The sequence below is a fragment of the Thalassolituus sp. genome (assembly GCF_034111725.1).
Lineage (GTDB): Bacteria > Pseudomonadota > Gammaproteobacteria > Pseudomonadales > Oceanobacteraceae > Thalassolituus.
On the sequence record NZ_JAWUWR010000033.1, the window covers coordinates 14,008 to 33,298 of the forward strand.

General features: G+C 47.3%; 14 protein-coding genes. 5 read left to right on the top strand and 9 right to left on the bottom strand.

Features of this window, described 5'->3' with window-relative positions; translation table 11 throughout:
• Positions 1-18: 18 nt before the first annotated feature.
• The 3 genes from UXZ23_RS04600 (at position 19) to UXZ23_RS04610 (ending at position 4,635) form a co-directional block, all read left to right on the top strand.
• Positions 19-1,113, top strand: coding sequence for a hypothetical protein (locus UXZ23_RS04600; protein WP_320819464.1), 1,095 nt, complete (start codon positions 19-21; stop codon positions 1,111-1,113).
• A 23-nt stretch (positions 1,114-1,136) separates the two neighbouring features.
• Positions 1,137-2,042 carry a hypothetical protein gene (locus UXZ23_RS04605; RefSeq protein ID WP_320819465.1) on the top strand — a complete coding sequence of 302 codons (906 nt, stop codon included), beginning with the start codon at positions 1,137-1,139 and terminating at the stop codon, positions 2,040-2,042.
• 265 nt (positions 2,043-2,307) lie between these two features.
• Entirely contained in the window at positions 2,308-4,635 is a 2,328-nt protein-coding gene (locus UXZ23_RS04610) for a hypothetical protein (protein WP_320819466.1), read from the top strand.
• Between the two features lie 59 nt (positions 4,636-4,694).
• On the opposite strand, the gene rep is transcribed toward UXZ23_RS04610, so the two are convergent.
• Positions 4,695-6,728 carry a DNA helicase Rep gene (rep, locus tag UXZ23_RS04615; protein WP_320819467.1) on the bottom strand — a complete coding sequence of 678 codons (2,034 nt, stop codon included), beginning with the start codon at positions 6,726-6,728 and terminating at the stop codon, positions 4,695-4,697.
• A gap of 201 nt (positions 6,729-6,929) precedes the next feature.
• On the opposite strand from rep, the gene UXZ23_RS04620 reads away from it, so the two are divergent.
• On the top strand, positions 6,930-8,537 hold the full coding sequence (locus UXZ23_RS04620) for an EAL domain-containing protein (RefSeq protein WP_320819468.1): 1,608 nt from the start codon (positions 6,930-6,932) through the stop codon (positions 8,535-8,537).
• Here the strand turns inward: UXZ23_RS04620 and UXZ23_RS04625 are convergent.
• The 3 genes from UXZ23_RS04625 to UXZ23_RS04635 all read right to left on the bottom strand — a co-directional run bounded on the left by UXZ23_RS04625 (position 8,500) and on the right by UXZ23_RS04635 (position 11,463).
• Complete coding sequence (locus tag UXZ23_RS04625) at positions 8,500-8,703, bottom strand: hypothetical protein (protein ID WP_025264426.1); 204 nt, start codon at positions 8,701-8,703, stop codon at positions 8,500-8,502. The two genes, UXZ23_RS04620 and UXZ23_RS04625, sit on opposite strands and share 38 nt — an antisense overlap.
• Positions 8,704-8,983: 280 nt before the next feature.
• A complete protein-coding gene (locus UXZ23_RS04630; RefSeq protein WP_320819469.1) occupies positions 8,984-9,868 on the bottom strand; it encodes a choice-of-anchor X domain-containing protein in 885 nt (294 codons plus the stop codon).
• Between the two features lie 77 nt (positions 9,869-9,945).
• Positions 9,946-11,463, bottom strand: coding sequence for a YifB family Mg chelatase-like AAA ATPase (locus tag UXZ23_RS04635; RefSeq protein WP_320819470.1), 1,518 nt, complete (start codon positions 11,461-11,463; stop codon positions 9,946-9,948).
• Between the two features lie 254 nt (positions 11,464-11,717).
• Here UXZ23_RS04635 and UXZ23_RS04640 point away from each other — a divergent pair, with 254 nt between their 5' ends.
• Positions 11,718-14,384, top strand: a complete 2,667-nt coding sequence (locus tag UXZ23_RS04640; protein WP_320819471.1) for a S8 family peptidase — start codon at positions 11,718-11,720, stop codon at positions 14,382-14,384.
• 12 nt (positions 14,385-14,396) lie between these two features.
• Here UXZ23_RS04640 and UXZ23_RS04645 read toward each other — a convergent pair whose 3' ends face one another.
• From UXZ23_RS04645 to UXZ23_RS04665, 5 genes are all read right to left on the bottom strand, one after another.
• Entirely contained in the window at positions 14,397-15,464 is a 1,068-nt protein-coding gene (locus UXZ23_RS04645) for an SMP-30/gluconolactonase/LRE family protein (protein WP_320819472.1), read from the bottom strand.
• A gap of 93 nt (positions 15,465-15,557) precedes the next feature.
• Positions 15,558-16,463 carry an MBL fold metallo-hydrolase gene (locus UXZ23_RS04650; RefSeq protein ID WP_320819473.1) on the bottom strand — a complete coding sequence of 302 codons (906 nt, stop codon included), beginning with the start codon at positions 16,461-16,463 and terminating at the stop codon, positions 15,558-15,560.
• A 238-nt stretch (positions 16,464-16,701) separates the two neighbouring features.
• On the bottom strand, positions 16,702-17,472 hold the full coding sequence (locus tag UXZ23_RS04655) for an SDR family oxidoreductase (RefSeq protein ID WP_320819474.1): 771 nt from the start codon (positions 17,470-17,472) through the stop codon (positions 16,702-16,704).
• A 15-nt stretch (positions 17,473-17,487) separates the two neighbouring features.
• Positions 17,488-18,180, bottom strand: coding sequence for a histidine phosphatase family protein (locus UXZ23_RS04660; RefSeq protein ID WP_320819475.1), 693 nt, complete (start codon positions 18,178-18,180; stop codon positions 17,488-17,490).
• Positions 18,181-18,183: 3 nt separating this feature from the next.
• Complete coding sequence (locus UXZ23_RS04665; RefSeq protein ID WP_320819476.1) at positions 18,184-19,287, bottom strand: phosphotransferase family protein; 1,104 nt, start codon at positions 19,285-19,287, stop codon at positions 18,184-18,186.
• Positions 19,288-19,291: the final 4 nt, after the last annotated feature.

The window sequence follows — 19,291 nt, forward strand, 5'->3', positions numbered from 1 at the left end:
GACCGAATGGATTGCAGCATGAGTGCTGCCAAGGAGAAAGTTGCCATGAACTTCAAGCCGACGGCTGGTCTTATCGGCATGCTACTGGGTGGCGTTTCAATACTCTCAGGATGTAGCCCTAGCGTACAAACCAATTTGATTCATCCCGATGCGGATAAGAGCATTGTATTTAATACCAGCAAAGGCAGCGTGAAAGGCAATGTCAGCCTGCTTGAACTGGAAGTTGGTGGCAGTATCGTCGCATCCACCAGTGCCTCATCGTTAGAATATACCGGCGGCCCCTATCCCATATTCAGCAATATGATGCTGCCATACAAAGTGTATGCGCATTCGAACTATGGTGTGAAAACCAACACGGGATCGCTTTATATCGCCAACGCTAAAGGTCATTACCGCTATACAGTCGCCTCCGGTAGTAACAACGGTTACCCCAATAGCACCGCGGAACAAACGGGGCCCAATCTTTATCGTTTAGACAAAGCCGTTGTTCGCACCCATGCACAGAATGCGGTTATCGAATACGCCAACGCACGAGGCTTAACCACCACTCAGGTATTAGCAACCGCCGACCATATGGTCGAAGCCGTTGCACGCTATGTTTCTCAGCATATGAGCTGGCGCTCGGACGAACTCAACCGCCAAGTTTTTGCCGATAACGGCTATGAATCCTATTCCCCTGGTTGGGATTTTCCACAACCTGCCGATTTAACCTTAACCATCTCTGGCGCTTTAAACAACGTTAGTTCGTCGGATGACTTTATGGGCGACGGCGAAGACCACGCCATTTTGCGCGCCGCTCTCCTGCACGCCTTAGGCTTTGCTCCATGGGCAATCTGGAATGTGATTGATAGCCCTGTTAGCCACGAATACAACGTGGTGCTCTACCAAGGCGCTTTTCGCTTAATGGATTACGGTACTATCGACCGCTGGCTTAAAACTCATACTTGGGATGCTCACCAAAGCTACTTCGGTTGGAACGCAGAGCATGGGCCGCGCGGAACCGCTGACCTGAATCACGATTATTTAAAAGATAATACGCATAATTATCCCGGCGGACGTAGCAATGGCAACACCTGGAGCTACCAAGGTTACTACCAAGACGTCGCGCCATAAGCCCAGATTAAAGAGGAATAAACATGAATTGGTTACGTATGATGGGCTGCTTAGTTGGCGTTATTGTCAGTGCTAGCACCCTTGCTGTTGAGCAAAAGATATCGACGATGGACGTCGGACCGGCAGACATTATCATCACCCATATGGAAGGCAGAATAGCGTTACAAGATGGTGCAGCACCAACCACAGATATCACGCTAACCATTACCAATAGCTCCGAAAAGAATTTCACCGGCACGATCGGATTTCGTGGCGGTGACAGCCAACCTATTACTTTAGCGCGCGGCAATACAGCAACCATCGCAGTAGCACCGGATGTGCAATACCGCGGCGAACGCGGCCATATTCAAAAGGCGGCAATTGATCTAACCATTTTAATGGATGGTGACCTACCCCAAAACGCCGTTGAATCGGTGAACGTTGCCGTATCTCTGCCAGACGGTGGCAGCCCACTGATGAAAGCCACACCGCCGCTAATCGAGAACGAAGGAGCTGTACCGTCGTATATTTTATTTTCTCGCGGGCAATACACATCGCCTCTGACCATGCTCTATACCATGGCGCCTGTGAATGTACGCATTCACAAAACCCTAATGCCTAATCCGATCAAAGAAGGGCCTGTGACCGTGTCGCTCACCCTAACCAACGTCGGAAAAGAAACAGCTAAAGGCTTAATCATTAAAGACAGCCTAGATCCGCGTGATTTTTCCGGCGAAGGAGAAGGCTTTACGCTCTATCAGGGTGAAGTCAATGATCAGCGTTTGTTATGGGAACATACGCTAGAGAGCCTTGGCGCAGGAGAAAAAACGACCATCTCCTATGAAGTAATCGCCAATGGCGCTGTTCATGATGTCGCTCTTGATGCCGCTAGTGTCATTGTCGATCAAGAACTTGCGGGTATCAGTAACAAAGTTTGGCTACACAAATAGCAGTGCGGTTACTGGATTAAAACCGAGTAAATTCCTAGGTTTTTAATAAGTGGCGGACATTCCTGTCAGCCACTTCTTGCTAAATAACAACCATAACAATAGCTAAAGTCTTGCAGCCCAGAACCCGAGCGGCTTGCACAATTCAGTAACATTTCTTCACGACAAATAACTACTTTATGTAGGTGTATTTTTCAAAACACTCGCCAAATAACTGCTTAACTCAGTGCATCGACCAAGGGTCACGTCATTAGTTAGGAGTTACAGCATGAATCGAATTACCCCATTGCTAGCAGCCATGTGCGTATCAAGTGCGCTGGTTGGTTGCTCTAATACCAATAACGATAACGCCTCTGCCTCGGCAGAAACCGGCAGCGAATCATTATCGGGTAAAGTCGCTGACGGTTACTTAGCCGGAGCCACCGTCTGCTTAGATCTGAATGACAACCAAGAATGTGATGCTGATGAACCATCAACGACATCGACCTCGGGCGGTGCCTACACCCTAGATGGCGTAACGGCAGAACAGTTAGCCAGCGCAGCGATCGTAGTAGAAATCGTCGTCGGTGAAACTATCGATGAAGATAACCCAGGTGTTGCCATTGATCGTACCTACACCTTAACCGCCCCTGCTGGTTATAATTTCGTTAGTCCTCTGACCACTATGGTACAGAACGAAGTACGTGAAAATGGCGTCACGCCCGACGAAGCCAAAGCCAGCGTTCAGACAAAACTTGGCACCGAAATTGACCTTGCCGAAGACTATGTTGCCGGTAGTAGTGACGAAACCAATGGCGCTGAGTTTGAGCGCCTACACAAGGTGGCTCAGGTCACCCGTGTGGTAATGCAAAATAATATTGAAACCGTGAGTCAGCTTACCGATGGAACCGGTGTTGCATTTGAAGATCTTCTGTCACTCATCGTAAAACAAGTCGTTGCCGCACTGAGCTCCATTTCGTCACAAGTGGATGCCGCCGGTGAAAGCTTTGATCCTGATGATGTTGTTTCCTCGGGTGGCGTTGACGGCGCCAACGTTGATACCGCAACCATTAACGACGATCTTGCCGAACGCGAAGCAAAACGCAGTGCGACCGATGTAAGCATTGCCGAAGTATTAACCTCTGGCGACAGCCTGCACTTTTTTGAAAGTGATGAGTACGACCAAGGCGTTGTTGATTTCTTTTACGGCACAGTGAGCGCAGATAGCAGCAATAACGTTACCATCACGCGTTCTATTTACAACGCCTCAACCGAAACTTGGGATGCTGACTCAGAAGATAATGGTGATACCTACCAAGATTGTATTTTGGATAGCGATGCCTGGAACTGTGTATCTGATAGCTCTGAAACCATTACCGTATCCGGCGACAGCGTTATTGTTAAACGCGGTGGTCTTGATGCTTCAGAGGAAGTGATTACTGGCATTTCTGTCAATTTGACCGGCAAGCGCATCGCGAGCTTCGCAGACGACGAACGCTATGAATACGTACTTGACCCTGCCGCTACCTTTAGCGAAGGCGCAACAGGCTATCGTTTAAGCTTTGTACGTGACTCAGCTATTCATGTCATTTTCAAGGATAACGTTGAAACCGTATCTCAGTGTTGGGATGGCTCTGGCAACTCTGAAGGCCCATTCTCGCCAACGGATACTTGGTGTAATAACGTCTTCCTGCGCACCGGTGACGGCAACTACGAAACCGATGGCGACGCTGCTACTGCACTATCGCAGCTGGTTTCTAGCGCGGCGGCTAGTAACCCAAATGATCCATCCGATATTAAAGGAACCGAACTTTATGGTCGTGATATTAGTATCATGGCGGAGTTCGTCAGCGGTGGTGTCGCTAACTATTATTTAGTTGATTATCGCGATGCTGCGGGTACCAGCTTAACCACTAAATACACCGGCACTTGGGCACAGAATACGGTGGATACTAAGGTCATCATGCAATTCACCTTACCTGCTATTTTGATCTCAAAAGGTGATCTTGACGACGATGAGAAAACTCAGTTTTTTACCGTTCATGATGGTTATGTGCGTCGCGGTGGCATCATTCCAGCGGGGAGCAGCAATGACAACCAATGGGTATTTAACAACAGTGCTCGCGATGAAATTAAAGCAGCATTTGATTACAGCCTACTTACCGATCTTGAGCCTTGCTCAACCGGTGATATTGAAAACGGCGAAGATCAAAGTGGTGTTGCAACGAGCGGAACGTCATCCGATTTCATTGCCGCTGCTGAAGCATGTTCAACCTCTAGTTTTGTCAGTGCCGACTTAACGGCTCAAACCCTTGTTTCTGACTTTGGTGTCTTTAATTTCAAAGCAGCCGGTGCAGGTGTATTTGTTGGCGAAGTGGGTGGTGAAGAAGATTCAGTTCTCGACTTTACTTGGGCAATTAATAGCACTGGCCACGTGGTCATTAACACCTCTAATACACAAAAGGGCGAGACGACATTCCTGCGCTTAACGATGGCGAAAATTGAAGTGAATGCACGTCAAATTAGCTTAAAAACCTTTAGCCAAGAGGCCAGTACATCTGCCGCCGTTGATCAAGCCGTTGGCGAAGTGTACGGCGAGGTTTGGGCAATTAAATAACCACGAACCAAACATAAAAAAGCCCAGCAATTGCTGGGCTTTTTTATATTCGTTAATCGTTAAAAATCAGCCAACATATTTCGTAAGCTACTCAGCGTTTCTTGCCCGCGTTGTTTTTGCTCTTCAGCGCTGGTTTCTGTTTTGCCTTCCCAAGCAACATCATCTGGCGGTAATTCATCCAAAAAGCGCGAGTGCGTAGTCGACGCTGCTTCACCATACTGACGGCGCTTTGCCGCATAGGTCAGTGTTAACGTCCGCTTTGCACGGGTAATACCCACGTACATTAAACGGCGTTCTTCTTCGATGGTGTCCGCTTCAATGCTGTTGCGGTGTGGCATGAGTTCTTCTTCCATGCCCATAATATACACATGTGGAAACTCCAAACCTTTGGAGGCATGCAAGGTCATTAATTGTACTTGGTCGCTTTCATCTTCTTGCGCTTGTTGCTCCATCATATCGCGCAAAATTAAACGTCCTACGGCATCTTCGATGGTGCATTCATCACCCTCTTCTTCCGCTTTGGAAATCATCTTGCTAATGGAGTCGATTAAAAACCATACGTTTTTCATGCGCCGCTCGGCTTGATTTGGCGTGCCAGAGTTCTGCAATAAATAGCTTTCGTAATCGATGTCGCTAATCATTTCTTTAATCGCCGCCACCGGATCATCGGTATAGGCATTGCGGGTAATGCCATCCAACCAATGCCCAAAGCGACGCAAGCGATCAAGCGCCTTCGGCATAAGCGATTGCTCCAGCCCCATCTCAGTGGTGGCCGACAACATACTCGTGCCACGCATGGCGGCGTATTCGCTTAGCTTTTCAATCGTGGTCGGACCAATTTCGCGACGTGGGGTATTAATAATACGCAAAAAGGCCGCGTCATCGCTTGGATTAATGATTAAGCGTAAATAGCCCATGATGTCTTTAATTTCATTGCGGCCAAAAAACGACTGGCCACCACTAATTTTGTAAGGCACCTGATAGGCCTGCAATTTCATTTCGATATTGCGCGATTGATGATTACCACGGTACAGCACGGCAAAATCTTTATAGCCGCAGCCATAACGCAAGCGGCGCTCAACAATTTCCGTCGCAATGCGCTCGGACTCAACGTCGTCGTTACGACATTTAAGAATCTTAATTGGATCGCCGTAGCCCATATCGGACCAGAGCTTTTTCTCAAATTCGTGCGGGTTGTTATCAATCACGCGGTTAGCCGCATTAAGGATCAAACCGGTAGAGCGGTAGTTTTGCTCCAACTTAACAATTTTAAGCGTCGGGAAGTCTTTCTTGAGTAGCGACAAGTTCTCGGGCTTAGCGCCGCGCCAAGCATAAATCGACTGATCGTCGTCCCCAACCACCGTCAAACCGGTGCGATGACCTACGAGTAACTTAACCAGCTCATACTGACTGGTGTTAGTGTCTTGATACTCATCCACCAGCAAGTAACGAATCTTCTTCTGCCAGCGTGTTAACACTTCAGGATTGTTCATAAACAACACGGTTGGCGCCATGATCAAATCATCAAAATCGACCGCGTTGTACGCCTTGAGCATGCGCTGGTAAACCGAATAGGTTTGCGCAATCAGAGAATCTTGCTGAGTTTGGGCCATGTTGACCGCTTGCTCAGGAGTAATGAGATCGTTTTTTAGATTCGAAATAGCGCTCTGAATCATGTCGAGCATATCGCCATCATCACCGTGCTCACGATGCATAACGTCACGGATAATGCCTTTGCAGTCGTCTTGATCGAGAATCGAAAAGCCGGGCTTGTAGCCTGCGGTTTTGTGCTCAAAACGAATGATGTTCAAACCGAGATTGTGGAAAGTAGAGACGGTTAACCCCTTGGCACCACCCTTGCCAACCAAGGCGCTGACTCGCTCTTTCATCTCGCGCGAGGCTTTATTGGTAAAGGTCACCGCTGCGATGTGGTGCGGCTTAATGCCGCAAACACCGATGAGGTAGGCAATCTTACGCGTGATCACGCTGGTTTTACCCGAACCCGCACCGGCCAACACCAACAGTGGACCGTCGATGTATTTGGCTGCTTCTTTCTGGCGGGGATTGAGTTGACTTAGATCGACCACGGACATACCTCTCTCTGGGCCGGGGATTTTAGCAGTTATCGACGGCGATTAAATCGTTCCTTTACTAACAAGACCTGACATTCGGCAGCAAAAACGACCCAGCGACTCTCGTGTTTTCATATTTTTTCGCAATCCAACGGCAAGAGTCGCGCTAATGACCTATACATATAGGAGCCTTTAATTTACCTACGGTTTTATTGTTTTCTTATGGTGTCTCTACCAGACCACACAATACTCGATCTCTTGGTTCTGGGGACTGAACGCCCCGTATCCTCAACCTTGATTCAATGGTTAAGTGAGCAACCAGGAGCCGCTGCACATCCCATTCGTAGTGGCATGTTCGATGCCTTTATGCCGATTCCAAGTGGCCATATGGTTATCGTAATCGCGCCTCATGACTCACCTAATTTACGTGATCGCATTCAGGAAATGAGCATTCACCATGCGTGCTTGATCATAGGTCGTCCGACAGAACGCGCTTATTATCCCGATGCGAGCGTGTGGCTGGATGAAGATCAGCTCTCACCGACGTCAATAAGCCATGGCTTAGAAGACTTACGTACGAGCGCCCTCGGGTTGCAATGCCCACTACTCACGCGCCAAATGTTTTTACGGCAATTACGCATCCGCTTAGAGAAGCAACCTGACCTGTTTTTGCAAGTAGTGAGCTGTCGATGGCGGCCAGCAGCATCTGGCGATAGCGCTGAACTGCGCTTTGCCACACAGCAAGCGTTTGAGCATCGCCTACGCTCGAATGCACCGGCTGACGCCCTGATCGGTAAGTTGTTGGATGACCAGTTTGTGGTGGTGAGTACTCAACAAGCAATATTGGCAGAATCTTGGCTTGCCTCATATGAAGACGACAGTGCCTATCTGTGGACGTCTTTCCTTAGTAATCCCTTGATGTTGCACAGCTATAATGACCTCGGTAAAACACTACAGGCCTGTGTGCAGCAAATTGAGCACAAACGTATGATGCAAAGCGGTATTGGTACACGCTCGCTCAGTACAACAGAGAGCCTAGTCGTATCCGATTTAATTCGCGCACTAAGGCGCAAAGAGTTTTACCTAGAATTTCAGCCACAGTTCGAAACCGCGAGCGGCAAGCTAGTGGGCGCAGAAGCCCTATTACGCTGGCTGCACCCAGAGTTAGGGGTTGTGCCACCAACGGTATTTATTCGCGATGCCGAAATGGCCGGTTTAATTCGGACTTTGGGCTTATGGGCCTTGAGCGAAACGTTAAAAGCATGGCATCGACTTGCCGAACGCGGACACTCATTACGCATGGCGGTGAATGTATCCTTCCCCGAAGTCGCCGATCCTGATTACGCCGACAAAGTTCTCAGTCTGCTTGAAAAAAACGGCGTGCCATCCTCTTGCTTAGAGTTAGAGCTGACCGAAACCGCCATGATGCTGGATGCCAGTGTGTCACTGCTAAATTTGCGCACACTAAAGCAGGCGGGTGTTCACATCGTATTGGATGATTTTGGTACGGGGTTTTCATCACTCTCGCACCTCAACGAGCTCCCACTAACCGGCATAAAACTCGATCGTGCGTTTGTAACGCCGTTAGGTTCTGACGGCCCACAAACACATATCGTTAGCTCTATGTTGTATTTAGCGCGGCGCTTAGGCTTAGAAACAACTGCCGAAGGCGTAGAAGACAGCAAATGCTTAGAGGTAATTCACTCTCTCGGCTGTGATCGGGTTCAAGGCTTTTTATACGCCCAACCTATGTCTCTCGATCACCTCATCGAACGTATTGATGGTGAACTAATTATGAGCGAGGGATCTGGGCAACAGTGCCTGTTTTAGGCGCTACGGGTAAGGGAACAACAGGGACAGCACCCGTTTCACCGAAGAAAGCCTTCGCATCAAATGGGCTAGGCGTTACTTTGTGGTAATACACCATACCCGCCACAATAACAGCTGTAACAGCCAAGAAAATAACCAATTGCTTTACCGAATCAGAGTCGCGCATCAAGTGCTCCAACGCTACAAAAAAAGATGAACTGTCTTTTTAGTCTGGTCTAGTCTCGGTAGAACGCAACTTTACAAAGTTTACCATTCCCTCTTTACAATATTCATAGATAAAAGACGTCCAAGATCTCTAGCACTGACATCTATAGTGCTGGCTTATCGACGAGCATCGGTTGAATGCATCACTATCGATAATTGCTATGAGTACATTTCCGGTAGCCAGATTTCATGTTTCAGGAGCACGAATTTCTTTTAGTCCATTTTGAAACTCAAAAAACTCATCATTGGGGATTTTTTTTAATATCCGCCCCTGATACCACTACATTTAGGGACGCTGACTTTACAAGGGTATTGCTTAAGAGAGTATTCAGGATTTCCTGCATATTGTCGTGAGACGTAGCCGGAACGCTTAGTCTTAATAAGTAATAATCAGGCGAAGGACTCCATCTCACAACGACGGCCCCAATACTCTCTGCAATCGGATCAATCTCTGCCTTTTTAGTGTAGTCTCTGAACGTAACCAAGATTTCATTGGCAGAGTATGATGTACCATTTTCAGGATCCGTCAAAGTTAGACTCATGCCGTTAGGAGAACTACTAAGAGGATACGCACTGACACAGATCTCTTCTGTAGGTGAAGACTTGTGTATGCCACTTTGAATTAATTCAGCTTTAAAATTTAAACACTCCCCCTCAGTTAATTGGCTAGCATCAATAGAAAAGCTTGATGAAAAACTACCATCTCCTGCGATTAAATCGCCATTAACGCCTTCATCATTTAGTGTTAATTCAATATCTCCACTAATGACCACCTGAGCCGGAATGTTCTTATTTCCTATCGCGGTACTTACATTAAACCTAACTTCGGTTATTTCATTCGCAACAATAGCGTCTGGATAGATACTTGGTTTAAATATTTTCAGTACCTCACTTTGAAGTCCAACCTTAATGTACATACTGTCTTCGTATCCTTCTCCAGTTTCTGCTAAAAATACGGTGGTTTTAACAAGATAATTACCAACTTGATTGGCCGAAATCTCAGTCTCTAACATCGTCGAAGAAAATAGCTCAGTTATCTCCACCGCATCAGCTAGAGAAGGATTAAACGGGGCTAACATTGGTACAAAGTAACGCAAAACAAAAACAAATCTGCACGCTAATAGCAAAAGAATCACTCCCAATCGAAATTTATATCTTTACGTTATTACCCTAATTACGCTCAACGTTTAAAAACACAAACACATCAAGTCACCTGCCGGTAGCGATCCAAGCTACGATAGCCTAAAGCCTCCATAAGATGAATTTTTTCGATATGCTCGGCTTCGGCTAAATCAGCAATGGTGCGGGCAACGTTCAATAAACGGTGATAGCCACGAGCGGATAATTGCAGCCGTTCGATAGTATCCAACAGCCACGTTTGGTCATCTTCTCGTAGCGCGCACACACGATCGCGCGTTGCTCCCGATAATTCAGCATTCGGACAGCCTTGCCGTTGCATTTGCCGCGCGCGCGCAGCGATCACCCGTTGCTGCACCTGCTCGCTTGGCTCTGACGGCGGTGCTTGTTGCAAAACCGCCACTGGAAGCGGTGGCACTTCAATGTGCAGATCAATACGATCAAGCAGTGGCCCAGACGTTTGCCCTTGATAGCGCCGTATTTGCTCTTGGCTGCAATGGCAACGCCCCGAGGGATCACCGAAATAACCGCAAGGACATGGATTCATGGCCGCGATGAGCTGAAATCGAGCCGGAAATGTGATGGATCGATTAGCACGACTGATCACAATACGGCCGCTTTCAAGCGGTTCGCGCAATACGTCGAGTACTTTGCGACTGTATTCCGGTAGCTCATCTAGAAAGAGCACACCGCCATGGGCTAACGATATTTCTCCTGGCTTAGGGTTTCCTCCGCCCCCCACCAGTGCAACCCCAGATGCCGTATGATGCGGTGCGCGAAATGGACGCTGACGCCAGCGCTGCTTCCAGCCATCATCTTGATGACTAATCGAATAAATCGACGCCGATACTAAGGCTTCGTCTTCGGTCATTGGCGGTAAAATCCCCGGCAAACGACTGGCGAGCATGGTCTTGCCCGTTCCTGGTGGGCCAATAAATAGAAGATTATGCTGCCCGCTGGCAGCGATTTCTAACGCCCGTCTGGCCTGTGGCTGACCGCGGACATCTTGTAAATCCTCACCCAAGCGCGTTAATGCGAAAGCATCAAGGTTAGGCTGTACCTGAGTTAGCTGGTGCTGGCCATGCAAGAACGCCGTTACCTCGCTCAGTTCCGAAGCGATACGGTAATCACCAGTACTGCACAAACTGACTTCCGCGGCATTACCTGCGGGCAGTATTAAAATCCGTTGTTTTTCTGTGCACTGTAACGCTGAGGGCAAAACACCCGATACCGGCTGTAAAGCACCACTTAAGGCCAGCTCACCAATAAACTCGTATTTTTCTAAAGCATCGGCGGGGATTTGATCGGAGGCGGCGAGTATGCCTAAAGCAATGGCCAAATCATAACGACCGCCTTCTTTTGGCAGATCCGCAGGGGCGAGATTGATCGTGATGCGTTTCGCCGGAAATTCAAACTGGCTGTTAATGATGGCGCTGCGCACGCGATCTTTTGACTCGCGCACGGCGGTCTCTGGCATGCCGACCAAACTCATGGATGGCAAACCATTCGATAAGTGAACTTCAACTTGAACTTGAGGTGATTCAATACCCAATTGTGCGCGGGTATAGACCTTGGCGAGTGACATTGGCATTCCTTGCTGGCGTCATTTTTTTCAGACTAATAAAAGCAACTGAGAAGTGCCATAAGGCAAAAGGCTGATGAAAAGCCGATAAAACCCAAAAAGATACTGCGCCAGCTCGGTAAAATGCCTAACATTGAACCAGTTATTCAATTTGTTATGCATAAAAAGCAGGAGGGGAAGGCATCCAATCCCTCTGTTCAGACGTATGTTATATGACCGAGCTTGCTTTAGTTTTTGCCAAGCTTGTGGAGAAGTTAATGATTACACCCGCTCGTATCACTCTTTCGATTGCCTTAGCTTGTACACTTATTGCCTGTAAATCTGGCGGCGGCAGTGGCAGCGACTCGGGCTTGCGCTTGTCAGGCCAGTTAAGCATCCCGGTTAACACCGTCACCGATTCAGATGTTAACGATAGCTTGGCAACCTATGCGTCTAACAATGATCCATCGACACCACAAAGTATCCCTAACCGTGTAACTGTACATGGCTTTGCCTCGGCGGTGCCGACTTTTGCAGCCGCCAGTGATGCCGGCGATTTTGAGCGTTTTGACAACGATGCCGATGAAGACGATTACTTCTCGGTTAGCCTCCAAGCTGGGCAAAAAATTACCCTGCAAGTCGTTGATTTTGAAGGTAATAATACTGGATCAGCGTACAGTGGCGACCTCGATCTTTATCTATTCAAACCGCCACTAGAAACCTCTATTTTAAGCTCACTAAACGAATCTGAGTTTGAAGAAATCATCGTTCCCGCCGATGGTGAATATTTAGTTAACGTCTATGCCTACAGCGGCATCTCTAAATACGTACTGCGCATTCAACCGGCAGATACCAGTATTACCAGTACATCCAATAGCAAAGGTTTTGCACCTTTCGTACTCGATCAAGCCGTCGTGCAGTGGAAGGACAATAGCTCAGCGGCTAATGCTAAAGCCCTATCAGGTATAGAGCCGCCAGCAGAAACACACAGCCGTGCCTTAGGTACAACTAGGTTGAACGCCGACCACTACTCCAGCGAGTATCCGGCCAAGGTTAAAATGGCGCGCATTCAAGCTGCGGCACTAACACCACTACAAGCTTTCAATCCTGAGCTAGCGCGAGCAAGGCAAACCCTGATTGATATCAAACGCTTAAACGAACGCGACGACGTCGAGTTTGCCGAGCCAAACTATATTCGCCATGCGCTGCGAACACCCAACGACCCGTTATATCGTAATCAATATCACTACAACGACATCAACCTGCCTCAAGCATGGGATATCACCACTGGCAGTCGCGCTGGCGGCGGTAATGTCATTGTTGCCGTACTCGATACAGGGGTATTTCTCGCGCACCCCGATTTAAGTAACCAATTGGTGAGTGGTTATGACTTCATTTCAGACAGCACCAATGCCAACGACGGTAACGGTATTGATAGTAATCCTGATGATCCGGGTGACAGCACTCAGCGTGGCGGTAGCTCATGGCATGGTACACATGTCAGTGGCACGGTCGCAGCGGAAACCAATAACAGTACCGGCGGCGCGGGTGTGAGCTGGAGCGCTAAAATTATGCCGGTGCGGGTATTGGGCACCCAAGGTGGGGAATCGAGCGATATCATCCAAGGTATTCGCTACGCAGCAGGGTTAAGTAACAATAGCGGCACAGTGCCCAGCCAGAAAGCCGACATCATCAATATGAGTTTAGGTAGCTATGGTGCATCAACCGCCGAACAAAATGCCATTACCGCGGCGCGTAATGCAGGTGTCATCATTGTCGCAGCTGCCGGTAACGATGGTAGCTCCGAGCTATCCTATCCCGCCTCCTACAATGGTGTGATATCGGTTAGCGCCATCGGTCCTGATGGCAATATCGCTTATTACTCCAACTCCGGTAGTAAAATCGACGTAGCAGCACCTGGAGGTGATCTAACGGCTGATCGTAATGCCGATGGACAATCTGATGGCGTATTAAGTACTTCCGTCAATGATGCCAGTGGCGCTCGTGTTGCCTCTTACTATTTGGAACAGGGCACCTCAATGGCGACCCCTCATGTGGCTGGCGTGCTCGCGTTAATGAAAGCCGTCAATCCAGATCTAACACCCGTACAAGTCGATAATGCGCTTGCAGCAGGAGAGCTAACCGATCAAAGCGGACGTAATAACGAATTTGGATACGGCGTTATCAATGCCTATAAAGCAGTTGTCGCTGCGCAAAATATTGGCGGCACTAGCAGTACCACTCCCGTGTTGGAATCTTCACCGAATAACCTCAGCTTAGGTACGGATGACAGCGCTAACTTTACCGTTAGCAATGCCAACCAAGACTCTACCGATCCTATGATCACCAGCGTCACTGACGATGCTAACTGGCTAACGGTGTCGTCGAGTAGCGTCGATGCTAATGGGCTGGGCAGCTATAGCGTCACCCTTGATCGCACTGACTTGATCGATGGTATTTATGACGCAACGATTACCGTTACCCCCGACAGCGGTTACCCCTTGTCGATCAGCGTAACAATGCAAGTCGGTGATGTCGTGAGCGGTGGAGGCATGACGCAGCAATACATTTTATTGCTCGATGCCGACAGCGAAAACGAAGATGTAGTCGCCGAGACACAAAGCGATAGCAGCGGTAATTATGAATTCACAGGCCTAAAACCCGGGCGCTATATCATTAATGCTGGTTCTGATATCGATGTCGATTTGTTGATTTGCCAAAGCGGGGAAACCTGTGGTGCCTACCCGAGCTTAGGAGCAGAACAAATAATTGAACTGACTGATACAGACCGCGCTAATGTCGATTTTGTTATTAGTGTAATTGGTGGTTTTAATAGTAGTGCTGCTAGCGTTCAAAGCCGTCCAATTACCAATAACGACGCGGAAAAGAGTAACGACACTGAGGAAAATAACAGCAAACAATCAGTTCACTCTATCGCAAACTGATTGTTCATAAGCCTAAAATCTAAGCACACCAATGGCACCTGAATGCAGGGTGCCTAGGTGTAACCCATCGTCTTCGGGTTGCACCGAGGTTACATTACCCACAGTAACGGCCGCTCTATCATGCAAGCTTTGCAATACTTCACCTTGCGCAGAAAACTGCACAATCAAACCGTAAGCTGGCGGCACAGGTAATAGCGAACTTGGTAATTTAGCCATTTGATTTTTCACCCAAGGATACGGGTGCAGCGCATCTAAAACAGGGCTGCGCAAAGCATACATAGCAACCCAAAAACTGCCATCGGCAGCACGCGCAATACCATCGGGAATGCTCGGCAATCCATCAGCAAAAATCACTTTCTCGCCTTTTCTATCGCCTGTTAGAAACACTTTGGTAATTTGATAACGATAGGTTTCATTGACCAGCACGAATGACTGATCGGCGCTCACAGCGACACCATTTGCGAAGGCTAAATCATCCGCCAACAAGGTTAATTCACCGCTCGGTTTAAGCGCAAATAAACGGCCACTGGGGCGGGCTTCGAGTGCGTCATTTAAATACTGCGCTAATGGCCAATGCGTACTAGCATCCGAGAAATAAATCGTACCGTCATTACCGATATCAACATCATCGACAACGCCTAATGCTTCGCCCTGATAATGATCTGCTAATACTTGCAATGTCCCCTCATGCGTCCACTTCAATAAACCACGAACACCATCAGCAATAATAAGTTCATCGCTCGACGTCATGGCCAGTCCAAGGGGACGGCCTTGAGTATTCGCAACCGTTTGCCAACGACCAGCATCCTCACCGCTAGTGCAGAGTTTCAGAATGCTGCCATCATCGACACCGGTGTAACGACAGCCGTTGCGATCGAGTGCGACATCTTCACCACCATGCACGCCTGCTGGAAGAAGAGTCATTTGTGCCGACTGCAACATGTCGTTAGGCGTATAGGCACCATCCAATAATTGGGGAGTTGAGGGTGTGGTGGCAGCAGAGTTAATCGGTGAAGGCAGCAATAAAGCTGCACCGACAATGACACCTAATCCAACGGTTAAATAGGTTAGTGATCGCATAATGTCCTCTTTTTATAATTATAAAAAGCCAAGAAACATTAAGTTCTTGGCTTAAATCAAATAACGTCTATTTTAAGCTAGATTGTACTGGTATTACACACCTTGATAAACAATGCCAACCCACTGATCTGGCTTAAGGAATCCATCACCCCATTCGGCGTCTAAATCGGCGGTAGGTTTCGCAGCAACAACCTCATCTTGAGTTTTACCCGCATCTTTCATTGTTTTAATACGCTCATAAACAGTACTTAGCATATCCCGATAAGCCACCAACTCTGCTTTATTCGATAAAGCGCCATGACCAGGAATAACTTTAGTATCATTATTAATGCGCGCTAATACTTTATTTACTCCGGCGATAACACCGGCGATAGAGCCTTTACTATCAGGATCAATAAAAGGGTAAAAGCCTGAGAAGTATAAGTCGCCGACATGGATAACATTCGCATTTTTGAAGAAGATATAGCTGTCACTATCGGTATGAGCATTATCAACATGCACCATATTCAGGTCATCGTTATTCCAATGAAAGGTCACTTCGTTAGTGAAGGTGATCACAGGTAAAGCAGCTTTCGGCTGAGGACCACTTTTCATATTAAATGCTTTAACAAACTGATCGCTTGATAAACGCTTACGGACATTTTCGTGCGCGACAATAATAGTACCCGCTTCACCCATCGCTTGGTTGTCGCCAGTGTGGTCGCCATGCCAATGGGTATTAACCAAAAACTTAGGGGTATCGCCACCCGCGGCTTTAATGGCTTTCATGATTTTTTTGTTCAATGGTGCAAATTGATCATCAATTAAAAAGGTCCCATCAGGCCCGATACTCACAGCAATATTACCACCCGAACCTGTCATCATATAAATACCTGAAGCCACTTCGGTGGTTTGAATGGTGACATCGGCATAAGGATTTTCATGCTCGTGGGCAACCGCTCCCGCGGCTACAAACAACGCACTCAATAAAAAACTCGTGGATTTAGCCATTTTCATCATATTGCTCCTGATATTTAGGATTAACCGACGGAAAGTCGTTGTCGGGAAGAACAGTTTAACAATATTTATATGAAATAAGCGATGTCGAAAAAGTATGATAAGAGCAACAGTCTGTCGCAGATAAGCAGAGAAAAGAACGATCCACAAAGAGTGGATCGGGATTATTTAAAAACTCTATAGAGGCCAATCACAAGAATATAAGCTGCTATTGATGATCCATGTATGTAGCGCCAAAGTGTTACACCAGCAAATAACCACCATCAACATTGATACAGGTACCCGTGGTGTAGCTTGCGGCATCAGATGCAAGATACAAGACAGTGCCCGCCATTTCTTCCGGCATGGCAACACGCTTCATCGGAATGTGCATCATCGCATGCTTTAAGATAGCGTCATTCTTTGTTAGCGCACTAGCAAATTTGGTATCAGTTAAACCGGGTAACAATGCATTCACACGAATACCCAGCTGCGCACATTCTTTTGCAAATGCCTTTGTCATCGCAATGACGGAAGACTTGGTAATGGAATAAATACCTTGTAAATCACCCGGCACAACGCCATTAACGGAAGCAACGTTGATAATACTGCCGCCGCCATTTTTCTTCATCAGGTTACCGCCTTTAACGCACATAAAGAAATAACCGCGAATATTTACATCAACGGTTTTACTGTAAGCGCCTAAATCGGTATCTAAAATATGACCAAAATACGGATTAGCAGCAGCGTTATTAACCAAAATATCTAACTTGCCATGCTTGGTTTCGATCGCGCTGAAACACGCTTCAATTTGATCCATCTCGCCGATATGACATGCTAGTGCTTCTGCACTACCACCCGCTTCATTGATCGCATTCGCAACCAATTGGCAATCGTCAACTTTACGGCTAGAAACAATCACATGTGCGCCTGCAGCGGCGAGTAGTTTTGCGATGCTTTCGCCAATACCACGGCTAGCGCCTGTTACCAATGCTACGCGGCCAGTAAGATCAAATAAGCTCGTTGGATTCATATGTGTTTCCTAGTTTTAACGATAGGTCAGATACTGTTTACCAGCACTGGCTAAATGATGATGTTCGTTACACGAGGCAAGGCTAACTTTGCCTTCGCGGTTATAAAGCAATTGCGAGATTCCGGCATTTAGCAGCGTCCAATTTAATTCGAACGCTTTGTCATGGCTTAATCCCAAGCAGTGCTGGGCAATTGCAGTGACGGGTCCACCCGAGGTAAATACCACAACATTTTTGCCATTGGCCTTCGTCAAAAGATCGGCTAAGGCTTGCGTGCAACGCTCAGTGAAATGGCTCCACGATTCAATATAATCATCATCGTGTTCTCCAGATGTCCAACGCTCAACAGCTTTTGCAAATAACTCTTGAAAAGCTTTACGGCGATTTTTTTGCGTTAACAACCAAGCTCCCAATGCAGCCTTGTGCTTAAAATTCGGAAAAGCACAGGCAATGACATCGTCTGAATCAAATTCATTAAATCCGGGCATTTCAGTAATCGGCCCAAAACTATGCCAATGACACTGCGCCGATTGCATCGTTTCGCGATGGCGCTGCATTGCGCCATGAACAACCATCGACGCTTCAATGCCGCGCTGAGCCAGCGCCTTACCGACTAACTCGCCTTGAGCAAAACCTAACTCAGACAGTTGATCATAATTTAATTTGTCAAAACCCGCCTGACCATGACGTACCAGATAAATGCTGGCCATAACTTAATGGCCAGCCTTTGGTAATTGGCTGCGCTTGATAATGCGATTACAGCGCCAGTTTAAGTAATTCACCATAATCCAAAAATTCTTAAAGGCTGGATTATCGGTTTGCTTATGGTGATAACGGTAATAAATTTGTTGCGCAATAACGGCTAAGCGGAACAAACCAAAGACTTCATAAAAAGGCCACATAGCTTTATCGAGATTCATACGTTGGCAATAATGTTCAACAATTTCATTACGAGTTAGCATGCCAGACAAATGGCTTGGTTGACGGCGAACTGAACGCATGACCACATCATCGTCGGCTTGCACCCAATAAGCTAAAGCACCACCCAAATCCATAAGTGGATCGCCTAAGGTTGCCATTTCCCAATCAAGAACGCCGATAATTTCACCGGGATTATCTGGATTAAGAACCACGTTATCCATACGAAAATCGTTATGAATAATACACGTCGCTACGTCGTTCGGCTGATGCTCTTGCAACCATTTAATGGTCTTTTTAAAGCTGGGAACATTCCATGTTTTCGATTTACCATAGCGTTTCGTCCAACCATCAACTTGGCGCTGCACATACCCTTCGCCTTTACCTAGTGAATCAAGACCCGCTGCCTTGTAATCCACTTGATGCAAGTCGATCAATTTATCAAACGTGGAAATGCATAGATCACGTGCTTGTTCTGCACTCAGCTGCATACCTTTCGGTAAATTACCGCGAGGAATAATACCAACCAAACGTTCCATAACATAGAAATCGCTACCGATAACGTTTTGGTCATCACACATAGCGATCATTTGTGGAACATAAGGATAAACAGGTTTTAACGACGCCATGACGTTATATTCACGCTTCATATCGTGAGCACCGGCGGCCTTATGGCCCGACGGAGGACGTCGCATAATATAATCGACTGGCTTACCATCCGCTTGCGCAGGGTAACTCAATTGATAGGTTAAATTCGATGCTCCACCAGAAAACTGACGAACCTCTGGCGTACCGCTTAAACCGTCAACCTGCTGCTGCAACCAAGTATTTAGCGCTTCAACATTAAAACTGTCGCTATCGCGTAAGGCCTTGGCCTGATCGATATATTCCTTAGACATATTA